General features: G+C 38.2%; 12 protein-coding genes and 2 pseudogenes. 7 read left to right on the forward strand and 7 right to left on the reverse strand.

Going from position 1 to position 16356, the window contains the following annotated elements; all coding sequences use genetic code 11:
* The 4 genes and pseudogenes from QL229_RS05600 to QL229_RS05615 all read left to right on the forward strand — a co-directional run bounded on the left by QL229_RS05600 (position 1) and on the right by QL229_RS05615 (position 3556).
* On the forward strand, positions 1-888 hold the full coding sequence (locus QL229_RS05600) for a hypothetical protein (protein ID WP_016708226.1): 888 nt from the start codon (positions 1-3) through the stop codon (positions 886-888).
* Positions 881-2215, forward strand: a complete 1335-nt coding sequence (gene qatC / locus QL229_RS05605; RefSeq protein WP_063702034.1) for a Qat anti-phage system QueC-like protein QatC — start codon at positions 881-883, stop codon at positions 2213-2215. The genes QL229_RS05600 and qatC overlap by 8 nt, the downstream gene beginning before the upstream one ends.
* Positions 2212-2943, forward strand: coding sequence for a Qat anti-phage system TatD family nuclease QatD (gene qatD / locus QL229_RS05610; RefSeq protein ID WP_062566148.1), 732 nt, complete (start codon positions 2212-2214; stop codon positions 2941-2943). Before qatC ends, qatD begins: the two co-directional genes overlap by 4 nt.
* Before the next feature lie 51 nt (positions 2944-2994).
* Positions 2995-3556 (forward strand): annotated as a pseudogene (locus QL229_RS05615) (manganese efflux pump MntP family protein).
* Position 3557: 1 nt separating this feature from the next.
* On the opposite strand, the gene QL229_RS05620 reads toward QL229_RS05615, so the two are convergent.
* The 7 genes from QL229_RS05620 to QL229_RS05650 all read right to left on the reverse strand — a co-directional run bounded on the left by QL229_RS05620 (position 3558) and on the right by QL229_RS05650 (position 11601).
* Complete coding sequence (locus tag QL229_RS05620) at positions 3558-3776, reverse strand: GDCCVxC domain-containing (seleno)protein (protein WP_062566147.1); 219 nt, start codon at positions 3774-3776, stop codon at positions 3558-3560.
* Entirely contained in the window at positions 3764-4153 is a 390-nt protein-coding gene (merC, locus tag QL229_RS05625; RefSeq protein ID WP_016708222.1) for an organomercurial transporter MerC, read from the reverse strand. Before merC ends, QL229_RS05620 begins: the two co-directional genes overlap by 13 nt.
* A 60-nt stretch (positions 4154-4213) precedes the next feature.
* The gene (locus tag QL229_RS05630; RefSeq protein WP_016708221.1) at positions 4214-4591 is read right to left on the reverse strand and encodes a MerR family transcriptional regulator; all 378 of its coding nucleotides are present in this window, start codon (positions 4589-4591) and stop codon (positions 4214-4216) included.
* A gap of 222 nt (positions 4592-4813) precedes the next feature.
* The gene (locus QL229_RS05635) at positions 4814-5278 is read right to left on the reverse strand and encodes a hypothetical protein (RefSeq protein WP_016708220.1); all 465 of its coding nucleotides are present in this window, start codon (positions 5276-5278) and stop codon (positions 4814-4816) included.
* The gene (locus QL229_RS05640; RefSeq protein ID WP_045979590.1) at positions 5275-7359 is read right to left on the reverse strand and encodes a hypothetical protein; all 2085 of its coding nucleotides are present in this window, start codon (positions 7357-7359) and stop codon (positions 5275-5277) included. The genes QL229_RS05635 and QL229_RS05640 overlap by 4 nt, the downstream gene beginning before the upstream one ends.
* Complete coding sequence (locus QL229_RS05645; protein ID WP_062566146.1) at positions 7356-10127, reverse strand: hypothetical protein; 2772 nt, start codon at positions 10125-10127, stop codon at positions 7356-7358. Before QL229_RS05645 ends, QL229_RS05640 begins: the two co-directional genes overlap by 4 nt.
* A complete protein-coding gene (locus tag QL229_RS05650; RefSeq protein ID WP_045979589.1) occupies positions 10111-11601 on the reverse strand; it encodes a site-specific integrase in 1491 nt (496 codons plus the stop codon). The genes QL229_RS05645 and QL229_RS05650 overlap by 17 nt, the downstream gene beginning before the upstream one ends.
* Before the next feature lie 85 nt (positions 11602-11686).
* On the opposite strand from QL229_RS05650, the pseudogene QL229_RS05655 reads away from it, so the two are divergent.
* From QL229_RS05655 to QL229_RS05665, 3 genes and pseudogenes are all read left to right on the forward strand, one after another.
* A pseudogene (locus QL229_RS05655) lies at positions 11687-11944 on the forward strand (PhoH family protein); the annotation flags it as partial.
* Positions 11945-12005: 61 nt separating this feature from the next.
* On the forward strand, positions 12006-15446 hold the full coding sequence (locus tag QL229_RS05660) for a response regulator (RefSeq protein WP_281546537.1): 3441 nt from the start codon (positions 12006-12008) through the stop codon (positions 15444-15446).
* Complete coding sequence (locus tag QL229_RS05665; protein WP_135923590.1) at positions 15415-16338, forward strand: diguanylate cyclase; 924 nt, start codon at positions 15415-15417, stop codon at positions 16336-16338. The genes QL229_RS05660 and QL229_RS05665 overlap by 32 nt, the downstream gene beginning before the upstream one ends.
* The last annotated feature ends 18 nt before the right edge of the window (positions 16339-16356 follow it).

Below are 16356 nucleotides of genomic sequence, written 5' to 3' on the forward strand. Positions count from 1 at the left end.
ATGGGTACGTCCGCATCGTCTACAGGACCGAATAACAAGAGTCCGCTAATTCCATCTTGGGCAGAGCAAGGAGATCCCGTCACAATAGAGCCTGCATCAGGTACTGATGGGGATGATCAAACTGGTTCTGATAACAATCAATCTGATGATCAGAATGACCATACCAACGATATTGACAATGACAAGGTTCAACAAGAAATCGGTGGTTCGCCAACAGCAACGCCACCTCCAAATAGGTTTGCCAGCGCCAGAAGAGCATTTGGTAAATATGCACAAACAGGTGGCTCAACCTCAGATCTAAGGCGTTCATTAAAAAGTTACTCTAGAAAAGGCTCTGGCGGAGGTAAAAGCACAAGCCGGAGACTAGCAAGCGGTATAACGGCTGGTTCTGGATTGCTTGGTGTCATGCGTGGCGACACCGTAACGGTTAATAATCAAAGCTTATCATTAGGTGATCTAACTGGGTTATCGACTGACCAAGCAATTGACAAAATTGCTAGTCATTTGGCACCTGATAATGCCGATTCGGATGCTGTAAGAGTTGCGTTGGATTACGCACTAGAGGAAGCATTACCCGATACAGAAGAATTTGACCCAAACAGTTTTACTGACGAAGTTATTCAAGAAGCCATAGGCTGTTATTTAACAGATCTTATTTTTCAGGATGTGGTTGAAGGCATGGGCAGAGCTTGGTTTCATGTTGAGCCTGCAAGTAAGCATCATCAAATGGAAGTAGAATTAAGGGAATTAATAAAAGTGATCACACAAGAGCAGTTAGACAAAGTAACTAATGGCAACCCTAGTACTATTAGCAAGGAAAATATTACTAAAATTCAAGCTGATGCAATTGCAATGACAGTGGATGAATGGGAGAGTTTTGATGACTAATTTTTATTTTAACCATGACCCAGCTAACTTGCCTGATTTTTCTGAAGACTGTCATCCTGTCCAAATGTTTCACACGCATCAAAATGACATCACTAAGCACAGCTTAGTGTCAAAACAACTACTACAAACAGTTCGTGATTTAGGATTGCATGTAGATGCTGATGCAATAGATCTGATAACAATTGCAACCGCCGTTACCGCCGCTGATACATTTGAATTGAGGGATAATGCAGAAAATGCATGGGCTAGAAAAATGCACTTGCATGTTCCTGTTACCGATGAGGATATGTGGAATACTGTTGAGCCTGAACTAAGTTCTTTGCTCAACTTTCTAACGGGCGATCAATGGCAGTTTACTTTTGAAAAAACAACTATGCCGATGCCGACTCCTAAAACAAGTGAGCAAGCGAAAGCAAAAGCAAAATCATTAATTGGACTCAACTCAGTCTGCCTTTTTTCAGGAGGTCTTGATAGCGCAGTTGGTGCAATTGACATTTTAAACGGAGAGTCAGCCTTAAAACCGCTTTTGGTTAGTCACGCTTATCGTGGTGATGGCGCAAAACAGGAAGATATTAAGCAATTATTGTCCCCGCCATTCGGCGAATTGTCCTATTCAATGTCTCCTCATATTATCAAGCAGTTAGAAGGTAAAACTGACATTAGCATGAGGGGAAGAAGCTTCAACTTCCTAGCTATGGCGGTACTTGGTATATCAGCCTTAAGAAATGCTAATTGCGATAGCAGTATTGAAACTATTGTCGTCCCTGAGAATGGCTATATTTCTATAAATCCACCGCTTACCAGAAGACGGATTGGTAGCCATAGTACTAGAACTACTCATCCTAATTTTCTAAGCAGGCTTGAATCTTTGCTTAGAGACACTGGGTTTCATGTCAAATTTGTAAACCCCTATCAATTCAAAACTAAAGGTGAAATGTTAGCGGAATGTGTTGATCAAGACGCAATTAGAAAAGCAGTTCCTCTGAGTGTTTCTTGTAGTCATTGGCACAGAGAGCATAAACAGTGTGGGCATTGTGTACCTTGCCTTATTCGAAGAGCGTCAGTTTTTCATGCTGGTTTTACACAAGATGCGCCATACAAGACAAAGCGGTTGAGAGGTCTTATTAAAGAAAAAGATACTCGCGATGATCTCCAAGCGGTTCAAACTGCCATTATTAGATTGAAACAATCAGATAACTATCGTTCTTGGCTTCGAAAGTCAGGACCAATACCACAAGAAAAAGATATACGAGAAAAATTAGAATCAACTATTAAGCGAGGATTGGCAGAGGTTGAATTATTTCTCCAAGCGGATAAATCATCATGATGGATCTTCATTGCCATGTTGATTTATATCCAGATTATCAAGAGGTATTGAACGACATAAAAAGCAGTAATTATTACGTGCTATCAGTAACTACGGTGCCGTCAGCTTTTGAAGGTACTGTCCAGTTAACAAGTGACATAAAACACTGTAAAACGGCTTTGGGTCTGCACCCTCAACTTGCTCATTTAAGGAAAAATGAACTACCTCTATTCGATAAGCTAGTTGATAGAACTAGATATATTGGAGAAATTGGGCTGGATGGCTCAAAAGGTTATGCTGATTACTTTGATGATCAATTAGAGGTTTTTACGCATATTTTGAAAAAATGTGAAGGCTTTGATAACAAAATATTAACTATCCATAGTCTTAATGCGACAGGTGAAGTACTTGAACAACTTAAGTTATACCCCGATGCTGGTACTTCTATTCTTCATTGGTTTTTAGGTACTAAGAAGCAAGTTCTAGAAGCCGTCGAGCTAGGCTGTTTCTTTTCTATTGGGCCAGCCATGCTTACTTCAGCCAGAGCTAAAAAAGTAATATCGTGGATACCTCAAGATAGGATTTTACTCGAAACTGATGGCCCTTTCGCCAAAGTGGCGGGGAATATTCTGTTTCCTTCAAGTGTTGGCACTGTTACTGAATATCTGGCTGAAATTTGGTGTAAAAATAAGGCTTCGATAATTGAGCAACTGTCAGCAAACCTTAGGTGTTTAACATCAGTCAAGTAACTAATTATACGTCACGTAATCTTATAACAATTTTATTCAGGTTTAATCGATTTGTTTGAAGTATTTGTATTAGCTATAGCACTCAGTATGGACGTGTTTGCAGTATCCATAGGCTTAGGTTCTAAAAAAGTAGCAAATGCTGAAAAACTCTTTATTAAAGCCGTTGCTTATTTTGGATTTTTCCAAGGCTTTATACCTCTTTTAGGCTATTACAGCGGTAAAGGATGATCATCTTGGATTGAAGATTATGCACCTTGGATAGCTTTTATTTTGCTATTATTTATCGGTGGCAAAAATGATTTATGAGTCCCAATCTGAAGGAATTGAAGAAGATATTGCTAATGTTACTCATCGTGTGCTATTTGTTCTTGCTATTGCCGCCAGTATTGATGCAATGGCGGCAGGTTATGCAATCACATTGCTTGAGGTAGACATAGCCGTAGCTTGCTTGATAATAGGCGTCACGACGTTTGCCTTTAGCTAGATTGGTGTGAATATCGGCGAAAGAAGTGGCGTATGGCTGGAGTCTAAAGCTGAACTATTTGGTGGTTTAGTGTTAATCGCAATCGCATTTAAGATATTACTTGGTTGGCACAGAACCACCGAATACTAGGCTACTTACCTGAGCAACATGCATTGCCTTCTTGAATAGGAGGACACTTAACTGTTCCATAAGAGCAGTAAACGCAACAATCACCTTTGAACGGTTTAAGTAGTGCTTTACAGCTTTCGCATTCGTAATACCATTGGCAAGCGTTTGTAGGCATGGTTTCAACTTTGCTAAATCCACATTCAGGGCAAGTTATCTTAGATTTTAATTCTATACCTTGCATACTGGTTCCTTAATGGGCTTAACAATATCTAAAATAGACATTACGACCATCCAAATGATCCCAAAGTAAAATAAGTAAGTGCTCCAGTCGTATTGCCATAAAGGATAAAGGGTCAGCAATACTGCAATTGGGCCAATGACACTTAAAATGCCTCTTAATGACTCTCGATGTTGATACCAATTATAGAAATTAACTAACAACGCTAGTGAAGCAAATAATGGCAATAAGGTGTTCACCGCTATCCCTTCAAAATGTGAAAGAAAACCTAACCCAAGCGCAGATGCCAATGAGCCGAGCGCAGGAAAACATGCTGTGCAACTAAGGGCGGCTAGCCAAACGCCACCAGAACCTACTTTATCTAGAATTTTATTGATCATAACTATCTACCTCAATTTTTAAGGTAGTATAAACTCCGTACATAAGTACGGGGTCAATAGCTATTTAAGTGAATTTATTACCGGGCAGGATTGAGGGTCTTGATTGGCCTTGCAAGAATCTGTCATATCTTGAATTACTTTCTCTAACCGCTGTAAATCAGCAATTTTATTACGGATGAGATTAAGTTTTTGCAATCCCATCGATTCTATATCAGCGCAACTGCTACTTAGTGACATCAGTGATTCAATTTCTTTCAGCGTAAACCCTAATGCTTTAGCTTTCAGAATAAATTTGAGTTGATTAGCGTGTGTCTCGTCATACTTTCGATAACCTGATTCGGGTTTTGGAGGCTGCTCTATTAAACCTTGGCGCTCATAAAAGCGGATCGTTTCAACATTGATATCTAAATCTTTTGCCAGTTTTCCAATGGTTCTCATAAACATACTCTTTAGAAGCAGAGACATCATTATACAATTAATGCGGATTGCCTAAACTCAATTTTATTGCATGAACGGGGTCGCTAAGCGTCCGCTTTGTAGAATTAAGTTCACATATCCAGATCACTCTGACCGTCTCTTGTTCGCTCTTGCTGCCTGTCAGGTGAAGTCTAAACCTAATCAACAAAACTGTAAGATGAGATATGAGCTACTACATCTAATCTATTGTTTCGTTGAAACTAATTCAATAATTTCACCAGTAGACGTATCCACTCTTATTTCTGTATGTTGCCCTGAGTGCTGAAGTTGATTTTTTAAATCAGCATTAATCAGTTTGAGCTTATCTATTTCAGCGTACATTTCTTGTAATCGCACCAGTAGCTTTTCAAAATCCTTATCGATTTCCTTAGGGTCAATCTCGTTTTTTTGCTTTTCTTTAGCAAGCTTGCTTTTTAGTTCGGCTACCTTTGTTCTGAGTTGTTTTATTAAATTATCTTTATTTTTTTCTTCCCAAGTTAATTGAGCTTTTTCAATATTTTCTCGTAACTTTACCCATTTTTCTTCTTCTTTAGATAGATTTGCAATATTTCTTTTAGCTCTCGTTGCTACTGCATTTTTGGTTATCTTGCTGCCATCAGATTTCATCTCTTCAAAAGCACGTTTTATATCATCGTATGCGCTACTCATGCTTGTTCTCCTTGGTTTGTATGCGCTTTGCCTTCATCTAATACATAGTCAGCTGCTGCTATATTATTTTTCCAGTGAATAGCAAATAGCTCGTAATCTTCTTGCTCTTCTTTGGTTAATGCCGCATATGCCTCTAGTTTCTGCGTTGCTTCTTTTTTTATTATTTGCCAATTGACCTTGTGGCGTTTGGTAATGATTTTACTACCACAATACACACAGCCACTAGGGATTCCTGCTCCTTTTATCTTGCAAGCTTCTCCCGCAGTGCAGTACCCCGTAGGTAAGCCACGTATGTTTTTAATATTTTTGACGAGAAATTTTTTCAGTTCTTCAATTGAACTGAAATGGATCTGCTTAATCACAGTCGAATCTTTACTTTGACTATCAGTAATACCTATTATCAGATCTTTAGATGTTTTATTAATTTGCTCACCAGCACCACCTTTAAGTGATTGTGACTCGGCTTCATCTATTAACTCTTCTGCAACACGGTCAATTAAAATCTCATTAAACTCTTCAGTAGTTTTAATTAAAGTTGTTGAGGCCAAAAATGCTCTTCGAGTATAAACAAACGTCATTAGGCTAGTTAAATGTTTAAATTGATATCTAATATCATCAAGCTCACCTAATTTATTGGCAATGACAAAGTAGGCCAACGTATGTCGAAACATGTGAGCGGTTAATCTAAACGTATCGCCTTCTTCGTATGGGACACCTCTATTCTCTCCTCTAACTTCTTTGTAGTTAGATTCAAGGCGTTCAAGCTCTGCTATATCATCATCGTCTAGAGTTAAGTCAAAAAGCTCAATGTTTTCACTGTTTTTAACCTCAAATTTTGTGAATCGCCCAGCATCGCTAAAACTAACACTACAGCTACTATGTGAAACCCCGAAAAGACGGTTTCTTTCTAACCCTTCTTTCAAATTGTGTGCTTGACTACTTGTTATATTGGCTCTGCATGAAGAAAGTACAGCTTTTGCCCTTTCTTGCATACCGATCACATATTTTTCGTAAATACCAACACACTCATGTACTTCAGCGTTTGAAAACCATTCCATCTCAACCTTACTGTTGTCGGTTTTGGTCATAATTGCCGTAATGTAATAAATATCATCTTTGTAATTGGCACAGCCAACCTTGCATGTAAGTACTTCGTTATATCTCATACCTGTATAGGCCAAGATATTAATGTATGTGGCTAATTTTAAATCTTCTAATTCTTCGGATAATTGAATGAATTCCTCTTCATTGGGTAAGTTTCTTACATGTTTTGCTATTAGCTCACCTGTATTCATTTTGGGCGGTGGTTCAATGGAGCCTTCATGTAAACTATCTATTAAGCGTGCATTTAATTCTAGCCATCGTTCTATCTTATCCTTAGAGTTTTCAACTATTTTTTCTGCAAACTTCAGAATTTTTTTCATTACTTTAGTAGGAATGACAGGGTGCGAATAAGTGACTGGTCTCGGATGGTGTAACTCGTTTAGTTGGTTAAGCACATTAATAAAAACACTACACACCTTAGGGCCAAAAAGACGAAAGCTTCGTTGCACGTCAAATAGTTTAGTAAATGAGTGTGATTGTCTGTAAATAGCTATTTTCCCGACTTCATATAAATAGTCTTTTATGAGATTCCTAATAACTAAGTCAGATTTGAACTCCAACTCATGAAATGAGTGATAACCTCTTTGTCTTAAGAAGGCTGCAATTAAATTTAGATACGTTACATCATTTTGAAGTGTAGAGATTTTTAGAGGTTTACCGCCTACAACATCACCATGTGTGAGTTTAATTAGTGAATAAATTCGAATTTGATATGCTAATTCATCAACACCTTTAAAATTCACATTTCTTTGCGTTTCTTCATAGCTTATCCAAGTGTCATCGCCAAAGTGAATAGTGCCATGTTTAGCAATATTCAATGCTCTGTTTTCCCACAAAGCAATCGAATTAAAAGCGCTAGTATCATCAACTTTAAAATCTTCTAACACCTGAACCAAAGGTTTTATAGTGATTTGACCTGTATGTGTTTTTACAACAGCGATATCAAGTAGTTTTGTTTTAGTTATCTCTTTGGTCATAGCAAACCTGTGTTTTTCCAATGAGGATGAATACCCTCTGTTCTCAATAATTCTTTTCCATCAATCACAGCTTGAGCATTAAGCTTGGCAATATCAGTTAATATTTCGTTAACTCTATTTTTCAACTGCTCTATGTTTTCCAGTTGCTCTGTTACAGAGTCAAATGTTGCGGCTGAGTTTTCCATATCAGCAACAACAAAATCCCGGTATGACAAAAGTTTCCAAACATGCAATGCGTCAGCAACACAGCGATAGAACGGACACCACAAGCATGCGTTAAAGTCGGCACATGCATGCTCGTTTGTATCTCGCTGGTCTAATAATTTCCTGTTTTGAGATTCGAATGCCACTACTGCGGATTTATCTTTTGAGTTAATGCATGTGCCATTCGGGACTTTTTTACCGTCTTCTGGTGGAGTCTGCAAAATGATTACTTTGTCGGTAACATCGCGAACAAAATAGTCTGCCATTGTTTTTGTCGCTCTGTTGATTGTCATTGCAACATCTTTGTTATCTTGCATTAAATAATGACGCAAGAACGTTTCATAAGAGTGCTTGCCAGCTTTTTGATACCACTTAAATTCTTTGGCAACTTTTCGGTAAATGTAGTTAAGCCCTGATTTTCTGATCTTTTGCGAATTAAATACGATATCACACCCAAGCTCAGTCAATATCCTATCTATAGTGGTCTTGAAACGTGATGCTGTTAATAATTGAATCTTTACTTCTCCAATACTATTTACTTTGGGAAAAACAAAAATTCTTTTTGATAGGTTCTCAATAGAAGGGCGGTAAATAGACGTAAGTCTAGTCGCAGCCTTAATATCAAATATTACTGGTTCGACAACGTCGCCGTATAAGACGCCTTCTTTTTCTAGATCTTCGGCTTTAATTTCAAATTTATGCCATTGAGTTTGATAATTAGCTCGGCGTTTAAATAAACGAAGAGCAGGAGTTTTACTTGAATGTAATGGCGTGTTAAAGAAAAATAAGTCGTCAGTATCAAGCTCTAGCGTAGGAGTTGAATTCCAACCAGTTTTCAATATGACTTTTGCTGCATAAAGTGTAACTTTGTCTTTAATTGTGAGTAAGGTCTCAGAAAGCCCTTTTTCTATGTAATATGCTAATTCTACTACTTCTCTATATGAGTAGAGTTTATCTTGATTCTGAGATAGTTGCTCTTGATGTTGTGCAGTTAATTCGGTGTTGACCGGAAAGCTTTTAATAGTATCTAGACCATAAAACGATAGTAATTTGTCGATAGCGCTCTGATATTGATTACCAACAAAAACCGACAAATCGCCTTGTTTTGATTTTAGTTGAATTGCCTCTCTTATAGCCTTTAGTATCTCACAGTTATTTTCAACAAAAGCATGAACCCCATGACTGGCAATAAGCTTCATTTGTTCATCTGTTAATGATGATGCATTTTCTTTCAATGCTCTAGCCATACTACCTATGTAACCTTTGAGAGTGACGATACCTATGCTCTCGCCATCAATTCGCTTTGTAAAAACTTTATGGTATTCGACTAGGTTTTGATAAAATTTATAGGCATTGTCATATACCCACTCATGCTTCTGCCATTCGGTAGTGTCACTTTCTTTAAGGTAATAGCCCAATGAGTAGGGTAATAAACTTTCCTTTGCGATTTTTTCACCCGTAACAAAGTGGTAAAGGTCCAATGCAGCGTTTAGTAGCAGTAAAAACTGCTGGTTATTTTGAGTTTCTTCTTGGTAATGCTTATAAAGGTATTTAAATCCCTGAAGGCCATTTTCTGCAAACCCTTGAATTCCACGCTCACTAAGCAGCTTAATTATTGGTGATGCTACGCTACCAGCACTATTCAACCACCTTGGAAATGATAAAGTTGAGGATCTAACTCTTGTTGTATTAGCTTCCGAAGCGCTTGCTATCTGATTTTTCAAAAAAGCATCAACTTCATTGCCAAATTTGGATGATATGCTTTGTGCATACCCTATTACTTCGGCTTCAGTTTTAAATTGATTGACTCTAGCTTTACCCCACACATCGGGTAGTATAAATTTTAAAAAAGTACGGAAGTTGTGATTGCATATAAATGATGAAACGAATTCCCTATCCTGTAATGTTGCCAATAATGGCAGTTTGACGCGTTCAGTATTCTTAAAAGTATCATGTAGACAAAGATTTATAATAGCTGTCGCAGTTTTGAGGATATTGTCCCCAATAGAAGAATCTTTGAGGCTTAATTCTGGAAGGACGAGATAGTCCAGATATTTATTTAGTAATTTACGAATCTCTTTTACTTGATGGAATTCAAGTTCGAATAATTTAGTTATGTCGATTGAAGTAGCCCCATTTACTAGCCTAAAAGGAGCGTTGATAGCGTTATCATAAAAATGAAACTTAGCTAAGTTTTCTAAGGCTTCTTCTATACGAGTAGCATAACTAGGTAGCTTGACATCATTTATTTCATTAATGCAAAAGTATTCCAGTTCTTGCCAAATTTCAAAGTCTGATAGAGCATTTAATCCCGAAGTTTGAATTGATGTCGCAGTATCTGTACTAACCTTATTAAGGGCTAGAGGAAGAGTGTGTTGTAAACTGACACAAGCATTCCGCAAGCGACTCATTGAAATAGCAGTGTCGTCATCTGCGCTAATATTGTTTTCTTTGTCATATGCCCTGTTAAATAAAACGTCTAACTGTTTGGCTAGAACAATTGAATGAGGTTTAAATCTAGCAGGAATACGATTGGACTTCCGCGTTTTAACTTGCTGCTGCATCTTCAGCCTCACGCATCAGTAATTCGTCAACATCACCGTAGATATCTTTCACCCACTCTGACATTGCTCCGTATGCATCCACTGCTACACTTTTGGCAAAGTCGATGTAACGTTTGGTTGTTTTAAAACTTTCGTGACTCATCAAGGTCATTAGTGTCTGTCTGATGGAACTCTCCGATTCACCTTTGTCAATTAGGTATTTAGCGACATAAGTAGCAAAGGTAGCGCGTAAGTCATGGAATGTGCGTAATAGTATTTCTAATCCCTGCTTCCTTTGTTCTTTTCTAACTATGGAAATAGTATTCCCCGGTGTATCTTCGCTTATCCGCGATCCTGAACTATTCATAAACAAAGGAAGCGGATGTTCACTATTGTCCATACCATGATTAGTCTCATGTTTGGTACGTCGCTTCATATTTTGAATTGTCAAAGTGTGATTGTACAAAAGCTTCATTAGAACTCGCGCTATTGTTAATCTCACTGGCTTATGTCCTTTTCGTACAATGTTCAATTTTGGAATACGTTTCTCGTTTTCTTTTTCATCAGGATCAAAAAGGTCTTTCTGGTCGATGGCTGAAATCTCAAAAGAACGAAGTCCACCTAGCAAAGCACATTGCAAATAAAGCTTATAAGTCTCTTTTTGAGCCGTATCCGTCTCCAGCAACTGTTTAAGTTCTTTTGGAGAATATGGTTGTAGATCTTTTTCGGGTGAGTCTTCCTTTTGTTTCAATGTATTTGGAATGCTCAAATTACTAACCCACTTCCATAAGCCTCCAGAACGTGTGTTGCTAGTAGGTAATTGAAACAATGAACTTACACTTGATTTAGCTTTCGATTTAATACGTACCTGTTTGTATTCAAGTGAGAAGGGGAGGCTATCTATAGCCCCGCGCTTATGGCTCCATATATAGAATGCTTTAACAGCTCTAATTCGTTCTTGAGCGCTGTTAAAGCTTATGCGTTTAGACTTATCTTTGGTTTCGACTCTTTCACATAAATGTTTGTGATATCTCCACACAGGTAACCTAGAAATATCATCATCTACAGATTGTTTTGAAAGTGGTGCAGTTATTACTTCAAAATAGGATGCATCATCTTTATCCAACCAATCTAAGAAAGCTTTTAAGTGCTTAGCTATACTGCAAACAGACTTAACATCTAATGGCTTTCCCGGTTGGCTGGCATGATAAGCGTCACTAAAAGCCTCATTGTCTATTTGATTCTTTTTGAGACTGAAATGACCTTCAAAGCGGTGCATTAAAAATAAGTTCATTTCTTGGCATTCGGTGAAGCGAGTCGGGTGATATAGCACTGGAAAATTAGGTTCTATTTTATCGTGCCTATATGAGTGAGTTCTGATGCCTTTTTCAGTCTTAATAGGTTGCCCTGATTTATCGAGGTGAAAAGACATTCCTTTTCCAAAGTTGACTGATGCTTTAATTATTTTAGTTTTTGTTGTATTTCGAAGTATCATTTTCGTTCACCTTTGATTCTTAGCTAGAGTATGTGTGTAAAAACTTTTTTGTTCAAGTTTATTAAGGGTATGATAGTATTATATCAATTCGGGGGTGATTTTGGATGAGAGTCAAAACTTAACGGCATCACAGCTTAAAACCATTATTACCCGCTGCGGTGAAGGCACGAAACTAATTTGCTCAGGTAACTTGGCGCAAATAGATAGCAACTACTTAACCCCCGTAACTTCAGGGCTTACCTATATTGTTGAACGCTTTAAAGATTTTGAAGGCAGCGCCACTGTTAACTTAAATGGCGTCGTACGCAGCCGTTTAGCCAGCTTCGCTGAAGAAAATTTATAACTTGCTAGTACTTCTATGCCTCGTTAACCTAACCGTTAACGAGGTAAGGTACTTATAACCAGTGAATTTTTTACCATTAAAGCATTATTATCGCTCTTTATCAGTGGCACTTATTGTGCCACTGCTGGTGGCGTTTTTTTTGTGTTTGCATCTTTATAATTTAAAGCTCGAACGTGCTATTGAAAGCAGGCAAAATGGTTTTAATAATATCTCTGCACAGCTTAGCCATGCAATGAATGCTGCCAATGGCTTAATAGATACTATGTTCAAGCTCTACGAGCAGCCACTTTCTTATGATTATGCGCCTAGCTTGGCGCGCAATGTTAATCAGTTTGACCATTATTATTACCAATTGGTAGGTGAGGGGATCGGAGAAGTTGTGGGGCAAGGTCGATTTGCTTCAACGCAATTTGCAGTTAATCAATGGCGACAAGTTATAGCCCTAGGTCCATCGTTCAATACCGCACTTTCTTTAATTCAATCACTTGAAGCAGTTGCCTATGTAAACCAGCAGGGTTTTGTTTTTATTAAACGACGTAATACAACGAAAAGTGAGTTGCTTACGAGAGTTTTAGATAACAAGTTTCGTCCATTGCAACTGAATGAAGAACGGCTTGCTTCAAGCTCTGTTTTGACCATAAACGGTCATGCCTATTTTGCGATTGGTAAACAAAGAGCAGCTGATAGTCAAGATTATATCGTTTTGATCTATGACCTAGAGGCTATTTCATTGTGGCTTAAGAAGATAGCACCTAGTGATGGTGAGTTTATCTTTATTAATCAAGATAACCAAGTGATTGCTAGTTCTAAAGACATATTAAAGAGCGCCATTAATGCGACAGGATATTGGCCAGATATCGTTGAAAGTTCAAGCTCGCGCTATCAAAGTCATTTTGTACAAGATACTACCAACTTACCTATTCATACGCGCTTTCATGAATCACTTAGGGCATTGAGTAAGCCTATTGGCTATGACATTTTTTTAGAGTTTATGTTTTTAAGCGTCTTTTTAGTAATGATGTTTAGTGCCGTGTTTTGGTTAAGCCAACGTATTTTTGTAAAACCCATGACGCATTTGATGAATTATTTAGAGCAGCATGATGAGGGCAAGCAAGCGCTTGTAAGTTACAAAATTCCTGCTAACTGGCAGCCTTGGTTTAGTCGTGTTAAGCAGATCTTTCGACGCAATGAAGAGTTAGTACAGTCCTTACAAGAAGCCAATAAAACTTTAGATTCTCAAGTACAAGTAAAGTCGCAACAGCTTAGAAGAAGTATTGATGCTAAAGAGCGTCAATTAGCGTTATTAAACACCATGCTCAACAATGTTCCGGATATTATTTATTTTAAGAACATTGATGGCTCATTTTTGGGGTGTAATAAAGCATATGAACGCTACATAGGCTTGCCACAAGAAAAGTTAGTGGGTCAGCAATTATGTGATATCAGTGATGATAATGGTGAAATCAACGAGCTTGAAAAGAAAGTGCTCAAAGACAGACAGGTTTATCAAAAACGTTTATCAACACAAGATAAAATCTATGATTTGAGTATAGTGCCTTTTTATAACGAGCATCAGCAGTTTTTGGGGACTATGGCGATTGGTCGTGATATTACCAAACAGTATGAAGCGCTCAATGCGTTGCAAAGTTCAGAAGCTAAATTACGAAGTGCAATGGAGTATGCTGCCAATGGCGTGCTGTTAGTGTCACTTGATTATCAGGTTTTACAAGTAAATAAAGCGGCAAGGAAGATTTTTTCAATTGATTTAGGTAATAAATCACCTAGTCACTATACATTGGAAGACCTATTTGCTGAGCAATCATTTAATACATTAAAAGAGACGTTACTAGATTTACTCAACGAGAAAAAGAATGTCTATCACTTTAGCCTGCCACAACAAGAGCAAAAGCGATGGCTACAAATTAGTGTTTCATTAGTGTTTAATGGCGAGCAAACACCCGACTACTATGTTGTGCATGTGCAAGATGTTACAGCGCTTGTGCAAGCAAAAGACGATGCTGAGCGAGCAACACTGGCAAAGAGCCGATTTATTGCAAACTTAAGTCATGAAATTCGTACGCCGTTGAATGTAGTGTTAGGCCTAATTGATGTAATTGCTTTACAAGGCTTATCAGCTGAGCAGCGTACTCATGCAGAACAAGCTAAATCTGCGGCAAATAGTTTACTTACTTTACTTAATCGCATGCTTGACTTTGCTCGAGCAGAAAACTCGCAAATGCAATTAAGTAATGCGCCATTTAGTGTCTCTAATTTAATTGAGTATTGCCAAGGCTTGATAGCACCACTATGCAGAAAAAAAGGCTTAACTTTTAATATTGAATGTGATGATGATATCAATGACAGCTTAATTGGCGACCAAATATGTTTGCAACAAGTGTTAGGAAATTTACTGACAAACGCTGCTAAGTATACAGAGCAAGGCAGTGTCACTTTGTGTATGAAGCTCATTGAACAATCAACAGAGCAGCAACTTATTTGTTTTACCGTCAAAGATACTGGTATAGGGATAAGCCAAGAAGATCAAAGTCGTTTATTTGATGCGTTTACACAGGGCGATGAATCTCTTACTCGTTCACATCAAGGTGTAGGGCTTGGTCTTGCCATTGTGAAGTATGAGGTTGCCTTGATGGGAGGTGAAATCAAGCTTGAGAGTGAAAAAGGAAAAGGCAGTGAGTTTTACTTTTGCTTACAGCTTGATAAAACCACAGAGCCGGCCAAAAAGTCTGTGGTGTCGTTACCCTCTAAAATGGATTTATCAGGCTTACTCGTACTTGCTATAGATGATAACCCACTCAATTTAAACATAATTAAAAGTATTCTAGAGCAAGCTGATGTTAATGTTGTTTGTGCAGACAGTGGTGAAAAAGCGATAAAGCTTGCAAAGTCATTGCAACCTGATCTGATTTTTATGGATATTCAAATGCCAGAAATGGATGGTTGCCAAGCAACGCGCATTATTCGTCAGACATTTAGTAAACAACAAATACCAATCTATGCATTAACGGCACACAGTGAACCTGCTGACATAGAGCAATCAGTTGCAGCTGGTATGAATAAGCACCTAACCAAGCCAATTGTTGCGAGCAAATTATTTTTAGCCATGAATGAATTGGAACATAAAAAAGAATCCTTTTTCGATCAAGACTTTATTCTATCCCAATTTGGAAACAGCACTAAGTTAGTATTAACTATGTTGTCAAAGTTTGCGATTATGGCACAAGAGCAGTTATTACTCATATCTAAAGTAAACACTGCGCAAGAGCTGATACGTGTGGTGCATAATCTTAAAGGGTCAGCTGGAAACCTCGGTTTTAAACGTTTGTCAGCGTGCGCTCAGGAATGTGAAGTTAAGCTGAAGAAAACTGGTGAACTGCCCGAACAATTAAATGATGAATTGCAATGCCAATTACAGCAAGTGATTGCATTTATCATCGAACAAGGATCTACACATGTTGAAAAGAGCCAAGGTACTGATTGTTGATGATGATCCGTTAAATCGCTTGGTATTAGAGAAAACGTTGCAGCAAGACTACGATGTTTTTTGTGTTGAAAGTGGTGAAAAAGCACTGACATTTTTGAAAACTCAAGCTGTCGACTTGTTGATTTTAGATATAGTGATGCCCGGCATTGATGGTTACGAGGTACTTGGCAAGTTAAAAGAAAATGCCACAACCAGCATGTTACCCGTTATCTTTATTTCCGCGAATAACAGCCATGATGATGAAGCAAAGGGCCTTGAATTAGGTGCAATGGACTACATCACTAAACCTTTCAGTGCTGCGATAGTTCGTGCAAGGGTACGCAATCAGTTATTAATTAAGCAAAAAAATGACCTTCTTGAAATGCTTGCTTCGATTGATGGGTTGACGGAAATACCTAACAGGCGTTATTTAGATGAGAATTTAGCTCGTGAATGGCGTCGAAGTCGTCGAGACTGTACACCGTTATCTGTGCTGTTAATGGACGTTGATCACTTTAAACGCTACAACGATTGTTATGGACATAGAGCCGGGGATGATTGTTTGAAAAAAATTGCTCACGCGCTTGTGGGTGCATGTGAGCGCGGCAGTGACTTTGTAGCACGTTATGGTGGTGAAGAGTTTGCTGCGGTACTGCCAAACACTTCTGCAAAAGAAGCTATTGCATTTGCTAACAAACTACGCGATGCAGTGAATAAACTAAATATCCCTCATAAAGCGTCTTTAAATGCTGATCACATTACGATTAGTATTGGTATTGCCACCACTGAAACCGGGCAAGTATACGCAGAGCAAACTTTATTAGAAGAGGCTGATTTAGGTTTGTATCAAGCTAAAGATACTGGACGCGATAAAGTTGTTTCAAGGATGGTTGCGGTAAATGAATCAGAGTAGGCAAAGCCTACTCTTAAC

It is taken from the genome of Pseudoalteromonas sp. PAR1, from assembly GCF_947311895.1.
GTDB classification, from domain to species: domain Bacteria; phylum Pseudomonadota; class Gammaproteobacteria; order Enterobacterales; family Alteromonadaceae; genus Pseudoalteromonas; species Pseudoalteromonas lipolytica_C.

Bases quoted from the DNA above. Each gene is read 5' to 3' on its own strand.
- QL229_RS05600 (WP_016708226.1), top strand. From the start codon at position 1: ATGGGTACGTCCGCATCGTCTACAGGACCGAATAACAAGAGTCCGCTA.
- qatC (WP_063702034.1), top strand. From the start codon at position 881: ATGACTAATTTTTATTTTAACCATGACCCAGCTAACTTGCCTGATTTT.
- qatD (WP_062566148.1), top strand. From the start codon at position 2,212: ATGATGGATCTTCATTGCCATGTTGATTTATATCCAGATTATCAAGAG.
- QL229_RS05620 (WP_062566147.1), bottom strand. From the start codon at position 3,776: ATGCAAGGTATAGAATTAAAATCTAAGATAACTTGCCCTGAATGTGGA.
- merC (WP_016708222.1), bottom strand. From the start codon at position 4,153: ATGATCAATAAAATTCTAGATAAAGTAGGTTCTGGTGGCGTTTGGCTA.
- QL229_RS05630 (WP_016708221.1), bottom strand. From the start codon at position 4,591: ATGAGAACCATTGGAAAACTGGCAAAAGATTTAGATATCAATGTTGAA.
- QL229_RS05635 (WP_016708220.1), bottom strand. From the start codon at position 5,278: ATGAGTAGCGCATACGATGATATAAAACGTGCTTTTGAAGAGATGAAA.
- QL229_RS05640 (WP_045979590.1), bottom strand. From the start codon at position 7,359: ATGACCAAAGAGATAACTAAAACAAAACTACTTGATATCGCTGTTGTA.
- QL229_RS05645 (WP_062566146.1), bottom strand. From the start codon at position 10,127: ATGCAGCAGCAAGTTAAAACGCGGAAGTCCAATCGTATTCCTGCTAGA.
- QL229_RS05650 (WP_045979589.1), bottom strand. From the start codon at position 11,601: ATGATACTTCGAAATACAACAAAAACTAAAATAATTAAAGCATCAGTC.
- QL229_RS05665 (WP_135923590.1), top strand. From the start codon at position 15,415: ATGTTGAAAAGAGCCAAGGTACTGATTGTTGATGATGATCCGTTAAAT.